General features: G+C 34.2%; 14 protein-coding genes. 6 read left to right on the top strand and 8 right to left on the bottom strand.

What is annotated here, in order from left to right; translation table 11 throughout:
* Nucleotides 1-20: 20 nt before the first annotated feature.
* The 3 genes from ETSB_RS07235 (at nt 21) to ETSB_RS07225 (ending at nt 3,485) form a co-directional block, all read left to right on the top strand.
* On the top strand, nt 21-956 hold the full coding sequence (locus tag ETSB_RS07235) for a cytochrome c oxidase subunit II (protein WP_044107166.1): 936 nt from the start codon (nt 21-23) through the stop codon (nt 954-956).
* 152 nt (nt 957-1,108) lie between these two features.
* Complete coding sequence (gene ctaD, locus ETSB_RS07230) at nt 1,109-2,785, top strand: cytochrome c oxidase subunit I (protein ID WP_044107165.1); 1,677 nt, start codon at nt 1,109-1,111, stop codon at nt 2,783-2,785.
* A gap of 103 nt (nt 2,786-2,888) precedes the next feature.
* On the top strand, nt 2,889-3,485 hold the full coding sequence (locus ETSB_RS07225) for a cytochrome c oxidase subunit 3 (RefSeq protein ID WP_044107163.1): 597 nt from the start codon (nt 2,889-2,891) through the stop codon (nt 3,483-3,485).
* 1,251 nt (nt 3,486-4,736) lie between these two features.
* Here ETSB_RS07225 and ETSB_RS07220 read toward each other — a convergent pair.
* Entirely contained in the window at nt 4,737-5,912 is a 1,176-nt protein-coding gene (locus tag ETSB_RS07220; RefSeq protein ID WP_044107162.1) for a TRC40/GET3/ArsA family transport-energizing ATPase, read from the bottom strand.
* Nucleotides 5,913-6,321: 409 nt separating this feature from the next.
* On the opposite strand from ETSB_RS07220, the gene ETSB_RS07215 reads away from it, so the two are divergent.
* Nucleotides 6,322-6,504, top strand: a complete 183-nt coding sequence (locus tag ETSB_RS07215) for a hypothetical protein (RefSeq protein WP_232509884.1) — start codon at nt 6,322-6,324, stop codon at nt 6,502-6,504.
* A gap of 627 nt (nt 6,505-7,131) precedes the next feature.
* Here the strand turns inward: ETSB_RS07215 and ilvD are convergent.
* From ilvD to petM, 4 genes are all read right to left on the bottom strand, one after another.
* Nucleotides 7,132-8,817 (bottom strand): dihydroxy-acid dehydratase, encoded by a 1,686-nt coding sequence (gene ilvD, locus ETSB_RS07210; protein ID WP_044107160.1) that lies wholly within the window; start codon nt 8,815-8,817, stop codon nt 7,132-7,134.
* 1,173 nt (nt 8,818-9,990) lie between these two features.
* Nucleotides 9,991-10,785 carry a pantothenate kinase gene (locus ETSB_RS07205; RefSeq protein ID WP_044107159.1) on the bottom strand — a complete coding sequence of 265 codons (795 nt, stop codon included), beginning with the start codon at nt 10,783-10,785 and terminating at the stop codon, nt 9,991-9,993.
* Nucleotides 10,786-10,995: 210 nt separating this feature from the next.
* Nucleotides 10,996-11,919, bottom strand: coding sequence for a thylakoid membrane protein ThyD (gene thyD / locus ETSB_RS07200; RefSeq protein WP_044107158.1), 924 nt, complete (start codon nt 11,917-11,919; stop codon nt 10,996-10,998).
* 507 nt (nt 11,920-12,426) lie between these two features.
* Nucleotides 12,427-12,540 carry a cytochrome b6-f complex subunit PetM gene (gene petM, locus ETSB_RS07195; RefSeq protein WP_044107156.1) on the bottom strand — a complete coding sequence of 38 codons (114 nt, stop codon included), beginning with the start codon at nt 12,538-12,540 and terminating at the stop codon, nt 12,427-12,429.
* Between the two features lie 268 nt (nt 12,541-12,808).
* On the opposite strand from petM, the gene pdxA reads away from it, so the two are divergent.
* Complete coding sequence (gene pdxA, locus ETSB_RS07190; RefSeq protein WP_044107680.1) at nt 12,809-13,864, top strand: 4-hydroxythreonine-4-phosphate dehydrogenase PdxA; 1,056 nt, start codon at nt 12,809-12,811, stop codon at nt 13,862-13,864.
* 1,047 nt (nt 13,865-14,911) lie between these two features.
* On the opposite strand, the gene groL is transcribed toward pdxA, so the two are convergent.
* The 3 genes from groL to ETSB_RS07175 form a co-directional block, all read right to left on the bottom strand.
* Entirely contained in the window at nt 14,912-16,537 is a 1,626-nt protein-coding gene (gene groL, locus ETSB_RS07185) for a chaperonin GroEL (protein WP_044107155.1), read from the bottom strand.
* 148 nt (nt 16,538-16,685) lie between these two features.
* Nucleotides 16,686-16,997, bottom strand: coding sequence for a co-chaperone GroES (gene groES, locus ETSB_RS07180; RefSeq protein WP_044107154.1), 312 nt, complete (start codon nt 16,995-16,997; stop codon nt 16,686-16,688).
* A 2,696-nt stretch (nt 16,998-19,693) separates the two neighbouring features.
* Complete coding sequence (locus ETSB_RS07175; protein WP_044107153.1) at nt 19,694-20,314, bottom strand: alpha/beta hydrolase; 621 nt, start codon at nt 20,312-20,314, stop codon at nt 19,694-19,696.
* A 122-nt stretch (nt 20,315-20,436) separates the two neighbouring features.
* Here ETSB_RS07175 and ndk point away from each other — a divergent pair, with 122 nt between their 5' ends.
* On the top strand, nt 20,437-20,886 hold the full coding sequence (gene ndk, locus ETSB_RS07170) for a nucleoside-diphosphate kinase (protein ID WP_044107151.1): 450 nt from the start codon (nt 20,437-20,439) through the stop codon (nt 20,884-20,886).
* The last annotated feature ends 1,054 nt before the right edge of the window (nt 20,887-21,940 follow it).

Genomic DNA, 21,940 nt, shown 5'->3' with positions numbered 1-21,940 from the left:
GTATATTCTTATCAACAACCGTGAAGATTCCCAGTAATATCATCACTCTTATTGTTGGTGTCGTAATCACTCTAATTAGTCTCTGGTGCGGTCAAAATCATGGACTTATGCCAGTAGCTGCATCTTACGATGCCACACAAGTAGACAGTATTTTCAATTTCATGATGAGCATTGCTATAGGCCTCTTTTTACTAGTGGAAGGGACTCTTGTATTTTGTCTGATTAAATTTCGTCGTCGTCCCAACGATCAAACTGACGGGCCGCCCATAGAAGGCAATGTCCCTTTAGAAATTTTTTGGACAGCTATTCCTACCATTATCGTTTTCGTCCTTGCTCTCTATAGTTTCAAGGTTTATGACAACATGGGGGGACTTGACCCCTTAATTTCTAATAACACCCCACCTCAGCAAATTGCGATGGATGGTAATCACAAGCAAGTTGCCTTAGGAATTGGAACCTCTGCTAATGAGAGCGGGGAAATTGTTCCCCTCATGGTAAAAGTTCAAGGAATGCAATATGCTTGGGTTTTTACTTATCCTGAGACGGGAATCATTTCAGGAGAACTTCATGTTCCCAAAAATCGCCCCGTTCAATTAACTATTGCTGCAACTGATGTTCTACACGCCTTTTGGGTTCCTCAACTACGTCTTAAACAAGATGCGATTCCTGGACGAAATGTGACTTTAGCATTTACCTCAAATCGCGAAGGAGACTATCCCATTATCTGCGCTGAACTATGTGGAGCTTACCATGGTGGGATGAAATCTGTTCTCCACGTTGAAGATGAAGAAACTTATGCTCAATGGGAAGAAACTAATAAACCTATTCAAAAAGCGAGTTTGGATAAAACAGTAGCAGTTAATCCCGAAAATCTCTCTGGGGGAGAGTTCCTTCGCCCCTACGCTCACAAAATGGGTATCGACAAGGAAACCTTAGCTCTAATACCCCATCCCTAAAGGATCATGCAGAAGACTCAAGGAACATGTTGAGTACAACAACTCTTGTTCGTCACCTTACTTAGTGCACATTGCCATATACCTTATAAATCATCATTCTTGATTTGGGCTATTCCATCTCTAAGTCATTTTAAAGTATCATTCAGTGTCCTATGACAACAGTAGTAGCATCAAACTATACGGCACATAAAGAAAGGAAGTGGACAGATTATTTTACCTTTAGCACCGACCATAAGGTAATTGGGATCCAATACCTCGTCACTTCTTTCGCTTTCTACTTCATCGGTGGGGCTTTTGCGGAAGTCATTCGTACGGAATTAGCCACCGCAGACCCCGATTTCGTTACCCCGGCCTTATATAACCAATTTATGACCATCCACGGAACCATCATGATCTTCTTGTGGATTGTTCCGGCTGGGGCCGCTTTTGCTAATTATCTAATTCCCCTAATGATTGGGGCTGAAGATATGGCTTTTCCCACCCTCAATGCGGTGGCGTTTTGGTTGACTCCTCCAGGGGGTATTCTCTTGCTAGCCAGCTTTTTTGTTCCTAATGGAGCTCCCCAGGCTGGTTGGACTTCCTATCCTCCCCTGAGTTTAGTTAGCGGGGTTTGGGGGGAAGAAATTTGGATCTTAAGCGTTTTATTGGTGGGAACCTCCTCGATTTTGGGGGCAATTAATTTTGTTACTACCATCTTCAAAATGCGGATTCCGGACATGGATCTCCACAGCATGCCTCTGTTTTGCTGGTCGATGTTAGCGACCTCAGCCCTAATTTTACTTTCTACCCCGGTTTTAGCTGCGGCATTAGTACTTCTCTCTTTTGATCTTATTGCCGGAACTGCTTTCTTTAACCCTACAGGAGGAGGAGATCCGATTGTTTACCAGCATATGTTCTGGTTCTACTCCCATCCGGCGGTGTACATCATGATCCTGCCTTTTTTTGGCGTTATTTCTGAAGTATTACCCGTCCACTCTCGCAAACCGATTTTTGGCTATCGAGCGATCGCCTACTCTAGTTTAGCTATTAGCTTTTTAGGGTTAATTGTTTGGGCGCACCATATGTTCACCAGTGGAACACCAGGATGGTTACGGATCTTCTTTATGGCGGCTACTATGCTGATCGCTGTTCCCACAGGGATTAAGATCTTTAGTTGGAGTGCAACCCTTTGGGGTGGAAAACTGAATCTCAATACTGCCATGTTGTTTGGAGTTGGGTTCATTGCAACCTTCGTCATGGGTGGCTTAACGGGAGTTATGTTATCTTCTGTTCCCTTTAATATACACGTCCATGATACCTATTTTGTAGTTGGGCATTTTCATTATGTCCTCTTCGGTGGGGCAGCCATGGGACTGTTTGCCGGATTTTATCATTGGTTCCCTAAGATGACGGGGCGGATGATTAATGAACCTCTGGGTAAATTGCACTTTATTCTTCTGTTCATTGGGTTGAATATTACCTTTTTACCTATGCACAAATTGGGGTTAATGGGGATGAATCGTCGTATTGCCCTTTATGACGTGCAGTTTGAACCCATCAATTTAATTTGCACCATTGGGGCTTACATTCTAGCTGTTTCCAGTCTTCCTTTTGTTATCAATATCCTTTGGAGTTTGAATCAAGGCGAAAAAGCTGCTCGTAATCCCTGGCGTGCCTATACCCTAGAATGGCAAACGTCCTCTCCTCCCATCATTGAAAACTTTGAAGAAGAACCCGTATTATGGACAGGTCCCTACGACTACGGTACCGATTCGGAAGTTGTCAATGAAGAGGAGACTGTCGACGACATGTTAGCAGAAGTTGGTTCTCAATTGAGATACCGCTCATGAACAAAAGCGATCACGGTTAATCTATATAATGCGTGATCGCTATTCTTTTCGTTGTTTTTGTCTTAGATTTACTCTGTCACTATTATTTCATAAAACAATAGTCATGCAAGGATCAACAATTGAACAGCCACAAATAACTGTTAACCTTCACAGTGGCCATCCAGACCATCGCTTTTTTGGGATTGCCCTTTTTCTAATAGCAGAAAGTTCTATTTTTTTAGGACTATTCGCTGCTTTTATTATTTATCGCACGATAATTCCTGTTTGGCCTCCCGAGGGAACACCAGAATTAGAATTATTATTACCTGGGATTAATACAATAATTTTGGTTGCTAGTAGTTTTGTGATGCATAAGGGTCAAGCTGCTATTAAGAATAATAACGTTTCTGGGTTGAAGTTCTGGTTTAGTATCACGTCCGTTATGGGTATTGTTTTCCTTATCGGTCAGATGTATGAGTACTTCCATCTAGAGATGGGATTAACCACTAATTTATTTGCCAGTTGTTTCTACGTTTTAACTGGATTTCACGGACTTCATGTTACCTTTGGTCTGTTGTTAATATTAGCAGTATTGTGGCGTTCAAATGAAGAAGGACATTACTCTAGTAAGTCCCATTTTGGGGTTGAGGCAGCAGAACTTTATTGGCACTTTGTGGACATAGTTTGGATTATCCTTTTTACCTTGGTTTATCTTTTGTAGAGTTTAGGAGAATCTTAGATTTATTTTAATTAACTGGGTTATGAAAATTAATTGATTACCCAGTTTTTTAGTTTATTATTTTAGAGTTTTCTTTAAAAGAGAAGAAGAACAATTAAGTTGTTTGATATAATTATTGTTTTAGTGATTACAATTGGTATTTTAGTTCAATCAATAAATTGAGGCAGTTCTTTTTAAAAATTTATTAGTATTAGTCGTAGAGAAATATATGTGTTTACATCTAAGTTTAAAGGTATAAAAAAGTTTATAAATAACGGTAGTCAGACAAAAGAAAAATTATCACTTATTTATTCGAATTAATAGTGATTCTATTAGCCACGACATTAACACAAAAAATATTACTTAATTGATTAACATTAAGGCTAATAGTAGATGGAATGGTGATTAATGTGCATAGATAGCTAAAAATATTAATATTTTTAGCTATCTATGCACATTAGATAAGATAAAAATAATTTTTAAAAAAGTTAAATTATTTTTTAAATAAAAAAAGCCTAAATTTTTCTAATTCCGGCTATCTTAATTAGCTAACATGAAGTAAAAGAAGGAATAAAAATTTAAAAATTTTTACAGTCAGTTAATCTATCAATTCTATTAATTTAATGTAATAAATTACATCCATTTAAAATAGTCAAAGTTAAAATAAGAGATAATGTTTTCTCTTGTATTAAATTGGATGGCACTCAACAGAAAATATTAAAAAAAGAATATCAAGAATTTCTGTTAGGCTTATTGAATAAGCAATTTAATAAAAAGAACTTAATGTAGGTTTTCGTTTAATTACTGATTTTATGGATATGAAAAAAGTCTTTATATTTATTTTAACTAAAACACATCACAGCTGTTTGTAAATAGTCAATAACAAGGAATAGCAAGCGAAAAAAAAATGACAAATATTAAAACAAAAGATAAAAAAATAAATTGAACCAATTTTATCAAAAAATTACTATTGCAAGAGAAATTTAGAAATTTTTTAATAAAAATAATAATCAGGTTTAGAACTATTTAAATTACCTAACCTGCGTCAAAAAGCCTATTTATAATAAGCTTAATTGATTTTAAACTACAAAGTTTATTTATTTAGTATTTCACTAGTTAGCTCTATATTATCAGTTAAGTATACTCTGAAGATTTTCAGACAGATAAAAACCAAAGAAAAAGATTATACTAAATCTTTGGTTATTGTTCTATTTTTTAAACAATTTAGTAAGATTAGCTAAAATTTGGCTTATTTTAGACAGAAAAGCAAATTTTCAAATAATCGTTTTCTATTTTTGCTCCTGAAGGTTTTAAAGTAGCTAAAGCTTGGGGCAAAACTAAATTTCGGCGATGATTCCCAATCCGAATATTTAACTCATCTCCTGTTTTATTTAGTTGAATTTGTTCTTTGGGTATTCCTGGTAAATACAACTCTAAACTGTAGTTTTCGGAATTTTGAACTACTTTAAGTGTAGTTTCTTTGTAGTAAACCTGAGTGGGATTTTCATCTTTATATAAAGTTAGTTTTAATCTTTCCAAGGCTTCTAACCCACACATTTCCTCAAAATAAAGGGGAACTTCTTTGACAGGTAAAGGATGGAAATTATCGTGAATTTCCTTTCTGTAAATCTGTTGGTTTTCTTTCCATCTTTGAAAAAAACTATCCGTCACTGTATCAGGAATGATGCGATTAGCTACCACTAAATCTGTAGACACATTATATAAACTTAAATAAGCATGGGCACGTAATGATTCTTTAATCACCATTTTTTCAGGGTTAGTGATTAAACGGACTGTGGTTTTACTATTATCGGTTAAAACCTTTTCTAATGCCTCAATCTGTTCATAAAATTCATAGGGTGCGTCCATTACTTCTTTGTCAGGTAGAGAAAACCCTGCAATGGGTTTAAATAGAGGTTCTAACAACGGTCTTAAGACAACAGACATTCCTTGCAAAGGCTTGTAAAATCGTCTCATATACCATCCTCCTACTTCAGGGAGACTTAACAACCTTAAAGCCGTTCCTGTAGGAGCTGAATCAATGATTAAAACCTCATACTCCCCTTCATCATAGTGGCGTTTCATACGCACTAACCCGAAAATTTCGTCCATTCCAGGTAAAATTGCTAATTCTTCAGCTTGAACACCATCAAGTCCTCTTGCTTGTAACACTTGGGTGATGTAGCGTTTAACTGCACCCCAGTTGGCTTCTAACTCCATGAGTGCATCTAATTCAGCTCCCCAAAGGTTAGGACAGATTTTACGGGGATCGTGCCCCAATTCTAAATCAAAACTATCGGCAAGGGAATGGGCGGGATCTGTACTTAAAACTAGAGTTTTATAGCCTAATTCCGCACATCGCAGTCCAGTAGCGGCTGCAACGGAGGTTTTACCAACTCCTCCTTTACCAGTCATAAGGATTACACGCATGGGTTCTCTAAAAAAGTTTACATTACTTATCTTTATTATGAGGGATTGAGAGAAAAATATTGCTTAGTTACATCCCAAGGAGAACAATTACTAGTAGTCGACGTGAGAGATTATTAGTTTTATCTCATTTATTACTAACTCGCTTCTTCCTGAGATAATAATTCACCGTTTCTCAAACATAGTATTTTTCGATATTTGTTGATATCATCTTCGTAGTCTATCAAACCAATATAGACTGAGTAAGTTTATCTACAGAAAATTTGTGATAATTTCGAGAATATCCATTAAAGTAGTTTATTTTGTCTTGTCTGATGGAAAACTTATTGATTGAGTAAACTAAACTTTGCCATTTACCATTATTCGCCCTACCCCAGGAGCAACAACCACCCAGCAAATTTAAAAATTAATTATGACCCATCCTCAAGGAATTACGGTAGAAAAATTGAGTAATAGCTTAAATCGTCCTATTTCAAGGGTACAATCTTGTCTCAAATCTCTTTTAGCCGTAAAAGTAATTCAATCTAAGCGATTATCTGATTCCAAAAAGTGGATTTATTATCCCGCTTCTGTTTTCTCCCTCAAATATAATTAAATTAATCTAATATTTTTGCTGTCCATTTATATAAAAATTGTTATTAAAAATAACGGTAATTTTTTTATATTTCTGAAAATCAAAATTTAACTTTAATACTATTCCAGATGCCTTTTAGCTCAAATACATAATCCACCTTTCCAATTCAGTCTAATAAGTAGATTGTTTTCTCTTTGGCTAGTTTATCCTTGACTGCAGAAATAATAATCAACCCATGACTATATCTTGTAATTGTTCTTTTTTATAGAGAAAATAAGTATATTCTGGGTATTATCTGTTAATAAATATAATTATTTTAAACTTTTCTATTTGATTTTTAAAAGTTCAAACAGTTTACTTATCTCCAGAGTATAAATAGACAATTATTTGCTTATTTTTATCCTAACATTTAGAGACTATTTATGAAGTCAATCTCAAAAGCATCTAAGGATATGTCATTAAATTATGATGACATATCCTTAGATGCTCATAATGTTATGCGTTACAGCATAATTAAGACTTCAGATTTTATCGCATAACAAGAGTAATGCATTCTAATTAATACTTTGTTTACAAGCAGTCTCTTGTTGACCAATCAGTCTGAATATAAGGAAAAAAACCGTAAGGGGACATTACCTACCCTATAATTCAAAACCAATTTAAATCTGTGACTGCCCCCAAGCTACTCGAAGAAACTAACCTAGCATACTTGCCTAAAACTCCTCGTTGATAACGGGGTTGTGGCGCGGTCCAACTCTGACGACGTTGGGACAATTCCTCCTCGGAAACATTCAACTGCAATAATCGTTGTTCTGCATCAATCGTAATACTATCTCCTTCTTTTACTAAGGCAATAGTTCCACCAACAAAAGCCTCTGGGGCTACATGACCAACCACTAATCCATAGGTTCCCCCAGAGAAACGACCATCTGTAATCAAGCCTACTGAATCCCCTAAGCCTGCCCCGATAATTGCTGAAGTTGGGGCTAACATTTCCCGCATTCCAGGGCCTCCTTTAGGACCTTCATAGCGAATGATAATGATATCTCCTGCCTTAATTTTTCCTGTTAAAATCGTATTTAAACAGTCCTCTTCCGATTCAAAAACTTTTGCCGTCCCAGTAATTTTGGGATTTTTAACGCCACTAATTTTAGCAACAGCCCCTTCCAGGGCTAAGTTCCCTTTGAGAATCGCTAAATGACCTTCTGTATAAATTGGCTTACTCCAAGGACGAATAACATCTTGATTAGCTGGTGGTTCATCAGGAATATCTTTTAACACTTCAGCAATGGTTTGTCCTGAAATTGTCAAAGCATCCCCATGTAAGAATCCGTGAATTAGTAACATTCGCATCACTTGAGGAATACCCCCAGCTTGATGTAAATTTATGGTGACATAGCGTCCCGACGGTTTTAAATCACACAATACGGGAACCTTTTTCCGAATGGTTTCAAAGTCATCCAAAGTCAATTCAACCCCAATCGTATTAGCAATGGCTAATAGATGTAATACAGCATTAGTAGAGCCACCTACTGCCATAGTTACAGTAATGGCATTTTCAAAGGCTTTACGGGTTAAAATTTGACTTGGTAGAATTTGATTACGGATAGCATGTACCAAACAAAAAGCGGATTTTTCCGTATTGTCTGCTTTTTCTGTATCTTCAGCGGCCATCGTCGAAGAATAGGGTAAACTCATTCCCATCGCTTCAAACGCTGATGACATTGTGTTGGCTGTAAACATTCCTCCACACGACCCTGCCCCAGGACAGGCATTACGCTCAATCGCTAATAATCTATTATCATCTATCTTACCTGCACTGTATTCTCCTACCGCTTCAAAAGCACTAACAACGGTTAAATCTTCCCCTTGATAGTAACCAGGTTTGATTGTTCCCCCATAAACAAAAATACCTGGAATATTCATCCGAGCGATAGCAATCATTGCCCCAGGCATATTTTTATCACAACCCCCAATAGCAAGAATCCCATCCATACTTTGAGCATTACAAGCGGTTTCGATGGAATCAGCAATTACTTCCCGTGAAACAAGAGAATACTTCATCCCTTCAGTTCCCATAGAAATACCATCACTGACGGTAATTGTCCCAAACATTTGGGGCATTGCCCCGGCTGTTTTTAGCCCAGCTTCGGCTCGTTTTGCTAAGTCATTAATGCCAATATTGCAGGGGGTGATAGTACTATAGCCATTGGCTAACCCCACGATAGGTTTAGCAAAGTCATCATCTGTAAACCCTACCGCCCTTAACATAGCTCGGTTTGGGGTTCGTTGACTTCCTTGAGTAACGGTACGGCTTCTGAGATTATCTGACATTGATAAGATTCTCCTAATGAGGATAGCACTTCTTTTATTGTCTATGGTCGATTCAAGGTCGAGTTGTTAACCTTTACAAAGACTTCATAGTTATGCAGACCTTTTAGAATCTTACCTTAAATGGTCTTTAATTAAATGTAAGTTTGACAAGACTGGAAACCACGATTGTCATTGTTAACATATAAATTTAAATAAGACAAGGTTGGCAATTATATAGGATAGTCGAGGAAATTTTTCAAGTAAATATAAATAGGTATAAGCAATCGTTCGAATAAAAATGTTGTTCAATTTCGATAAATTTAAATTTTCAGTTAATAATTTACTGTCTTAGTTCAGAATTGAGCTTTATTTAAATTTAGAATACAATCTTACAAAATTTTAGTCTCATTAAACTAAGTCTTTGAAACTAAATTTTTATGTTTAAAAACCTAACTAAATATTTTTAGGAAAAAGACAATGAAACTAATTACTATGACTTCTCTTTTGCATGTCAATAAAACCAGCACAATAGTATCATTTTTTATAGCAAAAACGTCATAAAAAAATTATATTAAAATCAACAAGAAATATTTTTAAAAATGGGAAACCTCTACAATATATAAAATTTCTAAAGAATTTAATTTTATGATATATAAAGAGTAATTTAAATTTAAAAATTGCTAATTTTACGCAAACTTGGTAGTTATTTAGAATAAATACTATCAATCGAAAACTAAGATGATAATACTCTTTATCAATTAACAAAAATTGTGGTCTGTACTAGAATATAATTCTGTAAAAATAAGACGATATGATATGTTATATCCATAACACTAGACCTCAATAAGTTCTATTTTTTGCATATAGCTGCTGTGTCTCTGTATTGGCATAACGTTTGTTAGCCCTCATATTTATTAAATCTTTTTTTTGTAAAGATAGAAAGTAAGATAGCTCAATATTATTGTATTTAATATATTGCAAATAAGATATTTATATACATAAGATTAACTTGTTTAACTACTCAAAATAAAAAATAATTTTAAATTAATGTAGGTTTTAAATTAAATACTTAATAAAAATTAAATTTGGAAATACTTTCGAATTTTCTTATTTTAAAAAATAAATATTTTACGATAAATGAATCGACAATAAATAGGATTAACAAGTAATTATATAAAAAACAATAATGTAGAATCAGGCTTTAATTTTTGTACCATTATTAATTATACATAAGGAAAATACTTCTCTAGTTCCCCAAAAAACAAGATTGCTATCTTGTTTTAACTTATCTAAAAAATCATAATTATTATCTTTTAGATAAGTTATGACTTGTTGCGAATCTCCCCCTGTTATAATCACTTGACTGTCGGAAAATTTTTCTAACCAATCTTTAATAAATGTTTTAATTCCTGCTAAAATAGCGTGGACAATGCCACTTTGAATCGCCTCAGAAGTCGTTGTTCCCCAAAGAATAGGTAAACTCATCGGCAATACTTCTTCAGATAAAGCAGCTGTATTATTAGCTAGGGACTTAAACTGTAACCTTAATCCCGGTAAAATTGCTCCTCCAACTAAAGCCTGATCGCCATCAACTCCTGTAAAAGTTAAGGCTGTTCCTACATCAATTACCAGGCAAGGAAACCCATAAGTTTTCCCAGCACCCAAGACCGCTAAAGCACGATCAATTCCTAGAGTCGGATAAAGTTTTTGTAGAGGTATATGTACTTGGGTAATAATTTTGATCTTTGGATAAGTTTCCCATAATTGGGTTTGGGAAAAAACTACAGAAGCAAAATAAACGGGTAAATCATCTGGTAATTGGGGAAGTAATAAATGTTTAGGTAATTTGTTGGTTGTAATAGGTTTAGATAAATGAGGAGTATCCCAAGTTATTTGTAGTTTATCTGTTTTAAAATACCCCCAATGGAGACGTGAATTCCCTACAATTAGAGCAAAATATGGGGATAAATTTGAAATGTTAATATTCATATTACCACTAAATACTAGATGATCAAACCTTTCAGTATTCCATCATTCAGCGGGTTATACCCTTACCTCAACAATGGATTATGTAATAAAATTATGTAATTTTATTACATAAAAAACAGTTAATCACCTTTATGTTTAATATCAAAAGATAAGCTGCTACTTTTTTTTACTTTTAAAGGGTTTTTATTTTTTCATACTTATTGACTTTAGTTAAACTCGAGGCAGGATATCCATTAAGGCTTTTTTCAAATTTGGATATTGATACTCAAACCCTATAGATTGAGTTTTTTTAGGTAAAACTTGCTGGCCTTCTAACACCAATTTTGACGCGTCTCCTAATAAGAATTCTAAAACAAAATCTGGAACAGGTAACCAAGAGGGGCGATTCATAATTTCCCCTAAAATCTCACACAGTTTACTCATACGAACAGGATGAGGAGAAGTAGCATTGAATGCTCCTTCAACATCATTGCGCTCAAGGGACTCAATGATTAAATCAACTAAATCATCCAGATGAATCCATGAAAACCATTGATGTCCCTCTCCTAATGGTCCTCCTACAAACAATTTGAATGGAGGAATTATTTTTGCTAATGCTCCTCCATTACCCAAAACAATACCCAGACGCAAGATAACTAAGCGAACACCTGCTTGTTTTACCTCGTTAGCTTCTTTCTCCCATACTTGACAGACTTGAGATAAAAAATCATCTCCAGGGTCACTATCTTCATCGAAGATATCTATTTCACTGGTTCCATAATAACCAACAGCTGAGGCATTCACTAGAACCGATGATTTAGTCTCTGCTTGAGCAATAGCTTCGACAATTTTTCGGGTTCCTAACTGACGACTTTCTAGAATAGCTTTTCTATTTTTTGAGGTCCACCGTTTCGCGATAGTTTCCCCTGCCAAATTTACTACTCCGTCACAACCAGAAACGGCTTTTTGCCAATCTCCTGATTCCATTGGTTGATAAGAAATAATCTCTAAATTAGGAAACCGAGAAGTAGGATACAGTTGTTTAGCGCGATTAGCATTACGAGTAAAAATCAACAACTGATGTCCATCATTTTTTAATTTTTTAACTAATCGACTACCAACAAATCCAGTAGCTCCGGCAATGGCAATTTTCATAAAAAGAACAGGTAATAAAATAACTGAATTTCTAACTAATTTGGAGTATCTTTATCACTAATACTATTAACTTATGCATAGAAATATTTCATATTCCCGATGATCATCTTGTTCAATTGAAAATACACACTTAATTCGTTGTAACTCATTTGCTTTATTCCTCTCCCAAACGACTTTAAGGGAGAAAAGCTAAATTTTGAATTAAATTTTTAGAGTTAATCAAGCGTAAATATCCATAAGTTTATTCCCATTTATTCCCTAAAATTACTGAATTATTCTAGATATTTTAGATTTTCAAGTAGTATCAGAATACTACGGATAATTTTCTCTTTACCATGGCGTAGATCGACATTCTTGAATCCCGACAAAAAACTCTATTCTATTAGATCGCTAATCGGAGCAATTATTACTCATCAATGATGGACTATAAAACCTGTTTCTTAAAACTTATAGAGATGAGGGATAATAAAAATATCTGTTTTCTTATCCCCAAGTAAAAACTTTAAATTATTCAGTCCCTCCTCCCTGAATCTTAAGAAGAAGGAACCCCCAAGCTAAACCAACTAACACGATAACAATACATAGAATTGCTCCGTTGAACATCATACTTTCTGCACTCATTCTAATTCCTCCTTAACCTTAATGAATCGATAAATATCAATTTTTGTTATTATTTTAACTACCAATAAGTCCCCTAGTTTCAGTTTAGTTGAACATAATTAGCAGATAAAAATGCTTACAAACGTTAAGCTGAAATTGACTTATCCATCAATATTATTCTAAAACATTAAGGCGATATTGTCAGATGCAACCTTTTAACTTGACAGATCCATTAACTGATAAAATTATCAGCAAACCTAACTCCCAATGTCTTCATTTAGCGGTGACCATGGGTGACCCTGGAGGAATTGGGGCAGAAGTTATCCTAAAAGCCTTAGCCGATCCTTCAATCACTGAAAGTTGTCGTTTAACAGTTTTTGGAACGCGGTCTATATTACAAAATACTTATCAAGTATTGCAGGCTACTGGGGAGTCATTAGCTAATCCTGAGTCTTTGTCTGTGGTGGATATTCCGCTCGATAAGACAATATTATCCCAGATAATACTAGGACAGGGAAATCAAGCTAGTGGTAGGGCAAGTTTTGCTTATTTAGAGGCGGCTACTGACCGCACCATAAAAGGTGAGTTCCAAGGTATTGTGACCGCGCCTATTGCTAAGTCTTGTTGGAATGCGGCGGGGCATAATTATCCTGGACAAACGGAGATATTAGCCAAAAAAGCAGGTGTAGAAAAGTTTGGGATGCTATTCATCGCACGATCACCCTATACAGGGTGGACATTGCGAACTTTATTAGCCACTACTCATATTCCTTTATGCCAAGTTTCCGCTACTTTAACGCCTGAATTAATGACCTTAAAATTAGAATTATTAATCAACTGTTTACAACAAGATTTTGCTATTAAAAACCCTAAGATTGTTATTTCCGGATTGAATCCGCATAGCGGGGAACAAGGACAGTTAGGAACCGAAGAAAAAGACTGGTTATTCTCTTGGTTAGAGACTCAACAAAAGCAACATAAAGATGTTAAGTTGATAGGGTTAGTGCCTCCTGATACCATGTGGGTCAAACCTGGAAAAGCTTGGTATGGAAATCGATTAGAGTTAATACAAACGAGTAATACTTCAGGTCATTGCTCAATTTTAAAAATGAAAGAATTAGGAGATGGTTATTTGGCACTATACCATGATCAAGGGTTAATCCCCGTTAAATTAATGGCTTTTGACCAAGCTATTAATACTACTATTGGATTACCATTTATTCGGACTTCCCCCGATCATGGAACTGCTTTTGATATTGCAGGTAAAGGAATTGCTAGAGCTACAAGTATGAAAACAGCCATTAAATTAGCTTCCAAGTTAGCTTATTGTCGGTTTACTCAGTGATAGTTTTTGCTTTGTGTCTATAAGTATTTTCCTTAACAGAAGAGAAAGTGAAAACTATTCTATAGTTTTACATATTCATATTATTTATTATTTTATTTCGCTTTGATAATTTTACTACTAATAAAAATAACCAGAAAATTATGACGTTATAAAAATAAATTTAAGTGAGAGACTCTATTGACGTTAGTGCAAAAAAAGTGGAGATAAAGGAAAGTAGCAGTTTTATACTAGAAGCCTTATTTTATAAATTTCTGGTACTATGGATACGAAATCCCATCTTGATCTGACTGAAGTATCATCTAACCTAAATCACTTCTACCAGAGATTTGAAAATATTGTTATTCTGCTTCTCATCAACTTATAGTATTTATTCAAAAAAAGGATATCATTTGTGTTTTATAACAGGTGGAGCGATGACTCCCGTAATCACTTTTTATGGGTTATAATATTGAACTCTTCAATAATTAAATACATCTAAATAATCAAATAAGTCATAAGTCCTTCCTTATTATAAAAAAAAACTTCCTACTCTAGTGAAATATAATCGTTTTGTGGAGCTTATGCTCTCGGTAATGATGTTAATATATTGTTTTTTACAGACCTGTAAGGTATAAATTATAAGAATTAGTTTGATAACTCCACTCCGATAGAAGTCTGTCATCATACTCACAATGTGGCACACTGAGTTTTTATGGGAAATTAGGGAAGTATATCTATCTCGTCTTCTAGTGGTTTTAAAATAGCCAATTATTAAACTCCCAATTGTTCATAGTTACTATTTTAGATAATCGTTAATCTCTTTTAATTCTGACTTAAATATTTAAGAATGACAACCATGTTTTTAAGTTTTGTTGAACTTATGTTTATTAGATTAGAAAAGTCAGTTAGGATATGACAGAATCTCTAAGGATAGAGGTACGTCAATTAAAACTTGGGATAGAATCTTTATTAAAGTCTCCAAATTTACAACAGCTCAACAAGTAGGTGAGTATAAATAAGAAAGGTGGGAAACACCCACCCGACTAAAAATATCTAACAAATCTGAACTTAGTAATCAAAGTCTCCGCCACTAGGAGCAGCAGAGCCTTTTTCTTTTTCAGGTTTATCCACCACAATACACTCTGTAGTCAGGATCATTCCGGCAATAGAAGCTGCATTTTGCAGTCCAGAACGGGTAACTTTAGCAGGGTCAACTACGCCGACGGAGATCATATCAGAATACTTGCCTGTGGAGGCATCATAACCAACGTTGAATTCTTTCTCTTTGACTCGTTCAGCAATAATAGCACCATTCTGACCAGCGTTTTCAGCAATACGCTTGAGGGGAGCTGTTAAAGCACGGGATACGATCGTTGCTCCAATTAATTCCTCGCCTATTAGGTTACTAGCAGCCCACTTTTCCAATTGAGGGGACAAGTGAGCTAGAGTTGTACCACCTCCAGGAACAATTCCTTCTTCAACAGCTGCTTTAGTAGCGTTGATGGCATCTTCTAAGCGAAGTTTACGATCCTTCATTTCTGTCTCGGTAGCTGCTCCTACTTTGATTACAGCTACCCCGCCAGACAATTTAGCTAAGCGTTCTTGAAGCTTTTCTTTGTCATAGGAAGAGTCACTGTCGTCAATTTGACGACGAATTAGATCGCAACGTGACTTCACGGCCGCTTCGTTTCCTTGAGCTATAACAGTAGTATTATCTTTGGTTATAGTTATTCGACGAGCAGTACCGAGCATTTCTACTTTAGTGTTTTCTAGCTTGAGCCCAGCATCTTCACTAATTACCTGACCGCCGGTGAGAATGGCAATGTCTTCGAGCATTTGCTTACGGCGATCACCGAACCCAGGAGCTTTAACCGCAGCAACCGTTAGAACACCCCGCAAACGGTTAACCACTAGGGTAGCTAGGGCTTCTTTCTCGATGTCTTCAGAAATGATGACTAAGGGTTTTCCTTGCCGAGCAACTTGTTCTAAAACAGGAACTAAGTCTTGTACCAAGGTGATTTTTTTGTCGGTAATTAGAATACAAGGATCCTCTAATACCGCTTCCATACGTTCGGTGTCGGTCACAAAGTAGGGAGAAATATACCCTTTATCGAAACGCATCCCCTCGGTAATTTCTAACTCTGTAGTCATGGACTTTCCTTCTTCAAGGGAAATGACTCCCTCTCTACCGACTTTGTCCATGGCGTTAGCGATCATCTGACCCACTTCTTCATCATTCCCCGCAGAGATAGCTCCCACTTGAGCGATGGCTTTGGAGTCTACAATTGGTTTAGCGTATTCGGCAATTTTTGCGACTAAGAACTCCGTAGCTTTATCTACACCTCTTTTAAGGGCAATAGGGTTGGCTCCAGCAGCTACATTGCGTAAGCCCTCCTTAACAATAGCGTGAGCAAGAACAGTAGCGGTAGTAGTTCCGTCCCCAGCTACGTCGTTGGTTTTTGAGGCAGCTTGACGAATTAAAGATACTCCGGTGTTCTCAATATGATCTTGTAGTTCAATTTCTTTAGCGATGGTAATTCCATCATTAACGATTTGAGGTGCACCAAATTTTTTTTCGAGAACCACGTTCCGCCCTTTAGGTCCTAAAGTAACAGCAACGGCTTCGGTGAGGATGTCCATGCCTCTTTCTAGGGCGCGGCGCGCATCTTCATTGTAAACAATAGATTTAGCCATAAAATAAATGTGCCTCTTGTGAGTAACTTTTGAGTAAACAAACAATGGATGTCAATCTTTGTGTATAGCTACAAGTAGCTTCTATCTTGCCTACCCTAATTGACTTTTCTAATGAATCAACGGGAAATAAATTACCCTTGTTTCAAGCTTAGGCAACTGCTGCTAAGATATCCTTCTCAGATAACAAGACATAATCTTTGCCACCGAGTTTAATGTCAGTTCCAGCATATTTGGAGTAAAGAACCTGGTCGCCTACTTTGACTTCAATTTCAGAACGGCTACCATCATCATTACGTTTACCAGGTCCAACGGCGACGATTTCACCAATTTGGGGCTTCTCTTTAGCGGTTTCGGGAAGTAAGATGCCTCCGGCTGTCTTTTCCTCAGATGCACTGACCTTGACAAACACGCGATCACCAAGGGGTTTAACGGTTGAAACGTTGATACTGATTGCTGCCATGTATAAATCCTCTAGGATGTTGATTCAAGGTTAAATCTTAGAAGGTGATGTGTGTCAAAAATTAGCACTCTCACCTCATGAGTGCTAATCTAGCGAAATATAGGTGAACGTGGCAACAGGTGGTTGTGTACGGGTTCCCGAACTGGTACAAAAAGATGCTTAATTAACTATCGTGTATTGTCGTGATAAACATTGTGGGGAGCTAAGTTATTCGTATATATTGTCATTTTTAGCTAAAAATTTTTTATTGTTACTATTTTAAATATAAATTTGCTCAAACACAGTGAATCCTAGATTAAGCTCTTGGGAGCTTAATCTAGGATTCAAGTCAGGACAGAACCATTTTAAATTCTGAGTTTTCCCCTTGAGTGGTACTAGATATAAACGGTCATTTCTTAAACTCTAAAAGATTCAAATTCAATAGCGACTACATTGTTAGTCGTAACATACTACGATTGTTTCATCTACTCTTTTAGAAAAGCGCTGCAGGTCTATCTATAGCAAGCTGATATAATTTATTCAATTATAATTAACAAGTCTTTAGTCTGTATTTTCTAATCTAGAGATGTTTAATCTATCCTACTAATTTCAGTTTAATTTATAAAATTAAGCTGAACAAAATAATTGAAATAACGATTTTGTTTTTAAACAATGTAGGGAATTAAAGATTTATTAAGAAAAATGGCTTACTTTAACCATAAGCTAACCCACAAAATTTAAATTATTTATTTTTGTTGACTATTTATACATAGGAACTAATTAACACGTCTTATAACAGAAGACGTGTTAATTAGTTATCACTTTGAAATTGCCAATAATAATCATGAGGTAACATAAAACTGTTAAAAAGAAATATAATAAAAGATGTTGCCTGGGATTGAATACACCGTTAATACTTAGTGTAAAAAGGCAACAACTTAAACTATTAGTGAGAAGAAGAAACGATTCCAATGTATTTTAATCTCCACTTAATTTGTGACTGCTGTCTGTCTCCAAATACAAAGGTTTTTCCCAAAGAGAGAAACCTTTGTATTGTCATAGGTTTAATCATCACAAAAATTGTTATCATAAGTTTTTTAGTAAAAATTATCTAAAATTAGATTTTATTCCTCAAAATATAATAACCTCGATATTTAATCTAACTTTTTTATAAAAACAATTTTTTCTAAAGATAAAATCAGTTTGGAATATTTTACTTCATATATTTAAACTAAAAAAGTAGAAAATAATAATAGCTGCTAATCATACTCCTGAGACTCCATAAATTATTTAATAAGTGACTTATTCTTACCAGTCTTTAACTCCTATTTAAAATATTGCTAGTTTACCTGCTAAACAAATTTATTTTAGTGTAATCGGTAGCCAAATATTTAAAATTTATGTAAAGAATAGTGATCAAGACATTTATTTAATTTTTTCTTATTTTTATACTCATTTATTAATTTTGTTACAAACTACTAAATGAGTATAAATTAATTAATTTAAATAAAATATACAATTAGCTTTTTATTCAAATTGTAAAAAATAATATTGTTATCATAATATTTAATTTTTACATAAATTGTAAAAATAGTAAAGATAATCATAAATATTTACCAATATAAGCTAGTTTTATCTGTGGAATAAAAAATATATTTTAAACTTAAATTATTAAGTTTTTTATCTCCTATTTAGTCAAATATCTAACCTATTTATAGGTTAGATATTTGACTAAATACACTTTTTAATTTACTACTAATAAATAGTGTAAATATAACTTTTAATTATTTAAAAAAATATTTTTTAATATATAGTTTTCAAATATTTGAATAAAGTTAAACTACAAAATGATATAAAAAAAGATTCAAAATTACAAATAGTTTAGATGTGTTAATGTGATTAACTTCAACATGCTCAAAAATTTATCAAAAAATAAGTAAATAATCATAGCAATAATGGTTTTATATAAAAATAATTTTCTTTTAATTTAAGTTTTTAAACTTAACTTATTTTGTCTGTTAATAACAATATTTAATCTTGATAGTTTTAAATAGGTAATTAGGTATTGATAGCAATTTAATTAGCTAAAGTTTTAGCTAATTAAATTGCTAAATAGTTTTATTTTTAATTTAAAATAGTCTTTGCTAGAGATGATATAAGCAACAGCAAAAATAGCATTATTGATATAATAAATCACTAAATTTAACAGTAAGCCTTTAAAAATTAAACATAATACTATTTTTGCCCTAAAAGATCAATTTTTTGGTATTTACTATAAAAAACTATTGATAGTAAATTACTTCACTCTGAACATGAATAATTACTAAAACAAATTTTTTATGTATCATATCATTGCTAAAAAACTTATAGCTAACGATTGAGGGATAGGATTAATCAATAGGATTAATGACGTCCCAGCTATTGGAGAAGGTGATTACAAAGTAATTGTTAATCATATCACTCTTATTGAGAAACAGATTGAAGCCAATAACAGTAGAACCTAAATGTAGGATATTTTATCAATTGTGTATGATTTGCTGAAAATATTAGTGTCAATTAAAAGCAAATATAACCTGAATTTAAATAGATAGTTCTTGACTCTGCTATTATAACTTTTATATAAAAAAATCTAATATTTATTGAGTTATTTTTAATATTTAATATTTATTTTTTTATTTATTAAAAATAGATTTTATGACTAGATAGAGTTTTATAAATTAAATTAATTTAACAATTTTTTGAATGAATTGTTGGAGAATAGCCAGAGTAGTGGAAGAAATTTCATGACCTCCATTAAGTTCATGGTATTCAACCATTGCACCGATATCTGTTAAAGCATCTTTAGCTTCACGGGCAGCTTGGATTGGAACTACCATGTCTTGTATCCCATGCGTAATTAGAATAGGAGAACAAGAAAATTGGGTAGCCTGAGGTTGAAAATGTAAATAGCCACTTAAACTACAAATACCAGCAAGAGGTAATTTTAAACCGACATCAAGAGACATTGCACCCCCTTGAGAAAAGCCGGCAAGAACTGTCCGAGATAAAGGAACTCCCGTCTGATTTTCTAAAGAAAATAACCAATTTTGTAAAAGATTCTGACTTTGAGATAATCCCTGATAGTCTAGGGTTTTTAGAACGTACCAAGCTCGTCCTCCGGAAACTTCAGGGTGGGGGAAGGGTGCATTTGGGAAAATAATCTGACAATCCCCTAAAGATAGCATTGAAGCTAAGGGAGCTAAATCTTCGGCATGAGCCCCCCAACCATGCAACATAATTAAAAGAGACTGGGGAATTTTTCCACCAGTAGGCGCGATGAAAATAGCGTTTAAGGACACTAAGGATAACTCCTGTTTAAAAAGATAGTTTTATCCATTATTGATCGTTGTTAACCCACAAAGGTAAACTAGTTAGGTGTTTTACAGACATTCTTAATCAGGTAAGCAAAAAGGAGTTAACCTTGGAACAGACATTTGTTATGGTCAAACCCGATGGAGTACAACGTGGCTTAATTGGCGAAGTCATCAGTCGTTTTGAAGCTAAAGGCTTTACCCTTGTAGGACTCAAACTTGTGCAAGTCTCTAAGGAATTAGCTGAAGAACATTATGATGTTCACAAAGAACGACCTTTTTTTAGCAGTTTAGTAGAATTTATCTGTTCTTCGCCAGTAGTAGCCATGGTGTGGCAAGGAAAAGGGGTAGTAGCTTCTGCTAGAACTGTTATTGGAGCAACAAACCCCCTAACGGCTGCGCCAGGAACCATTAGGGGTAATTATGGAATGAGTATTGAACGTAATATGATTCATGGTTCTGATGCTATTGAAACTGCTCAGAAAGAAATTAGTCTCTGGTTTAGTAAGAAGGAATTGGGAAGTTGGGAACCGACTATGACACCTTGGTTACATGAGTAGTTGAAGAATATGTTTACCCCTGTTTTTAATTGATTTATAATAAAATCGCTTACACGAAAGGAGAAGCAAATCCTTTCGTGTAAGCGAAATTGTATCTTTGAGAATGAATCTTATTTCATTAGGTCTTAATAATGGCATTACTGTTGATATTTCAAAAAACCATGTTCAGAATTAGGGTAAAGAAAAATCTCATAAATTCTAAAGTAACTTTTACAATCACTATACAATAACAAAATGATAGTTTCATAAATGTTTTTAAAAGTTATTAACTGCGCAGACTAATGCTATTATTACTAATAGAATGTACAAAAATAATTATATATTCTAATTTTTTCAATTTAAACTTAATAAGAATTGGAGCGGCATTTCTTTTTTTAAAAAAGTATATCGAATAGCTTATTATTTGATCCTATAAGTTATATTCGATAATATTTAAAAGTTTTAACAGCAAAAATTTAAACAATGTGAAAGGTCTATTTTTATTAATGAATCTAAATTACCAAATTTCTTAGTAGACAAAAAAATCAACATTATTAGTCTTTCTATATTCAGTAAAGACTAATAATGTTGATTTTTTTATTCTTCAATGCGTAATAATTTCCTGTCAATCCAGACTGAATTATATCAATTTAAATGAATTCCTTGGGAGGTTTTATAAGTATTTTTAGTAGTTTTAATCTAACCAAGTTATTCTAGGTATTAGCTACGAATATTTACTTAAAAAACAGTTAGCTACATACATAATTTCCTGAGTTTATATGAAGAGTCAAAATCTATCAAGAGTAGAAAAAATAGTTAACTGACAAAAAAGTAGAAAGAACTTATATTAATCTTAATGAATTATAAGGATTTTAATTAATCATTATTAGTTATTCTTTTCATTGTATGAGATTGACATAAATAGTTAAATCCTAGATAATACTAGACTAGTGTGTCTAAATCATCCCTGCTCGGATCAGGTTAAGACATCGGTGTAAAAGCAGAATAGATGAAAATAAATAGGTAAGACCTAACTCTGCTACCTGTACGGCAACTAAAAAAAGGACAATTTATT

The organism is cyanobacterium endosymbiont of Epithemia turgida isolate EtSB Lake Yunoko (assembly GCF_000829235.1).
In the GTDB taxonomy this organism is placed as follows: Bacteria; Cyanobacteriota; Cyanobacteriia; order Cyanobacteriales; family Microcystaceae; genus Rippkaea.
This window is presented reverse-complemented; position numbering and strand designations above follow the sequence as displayed.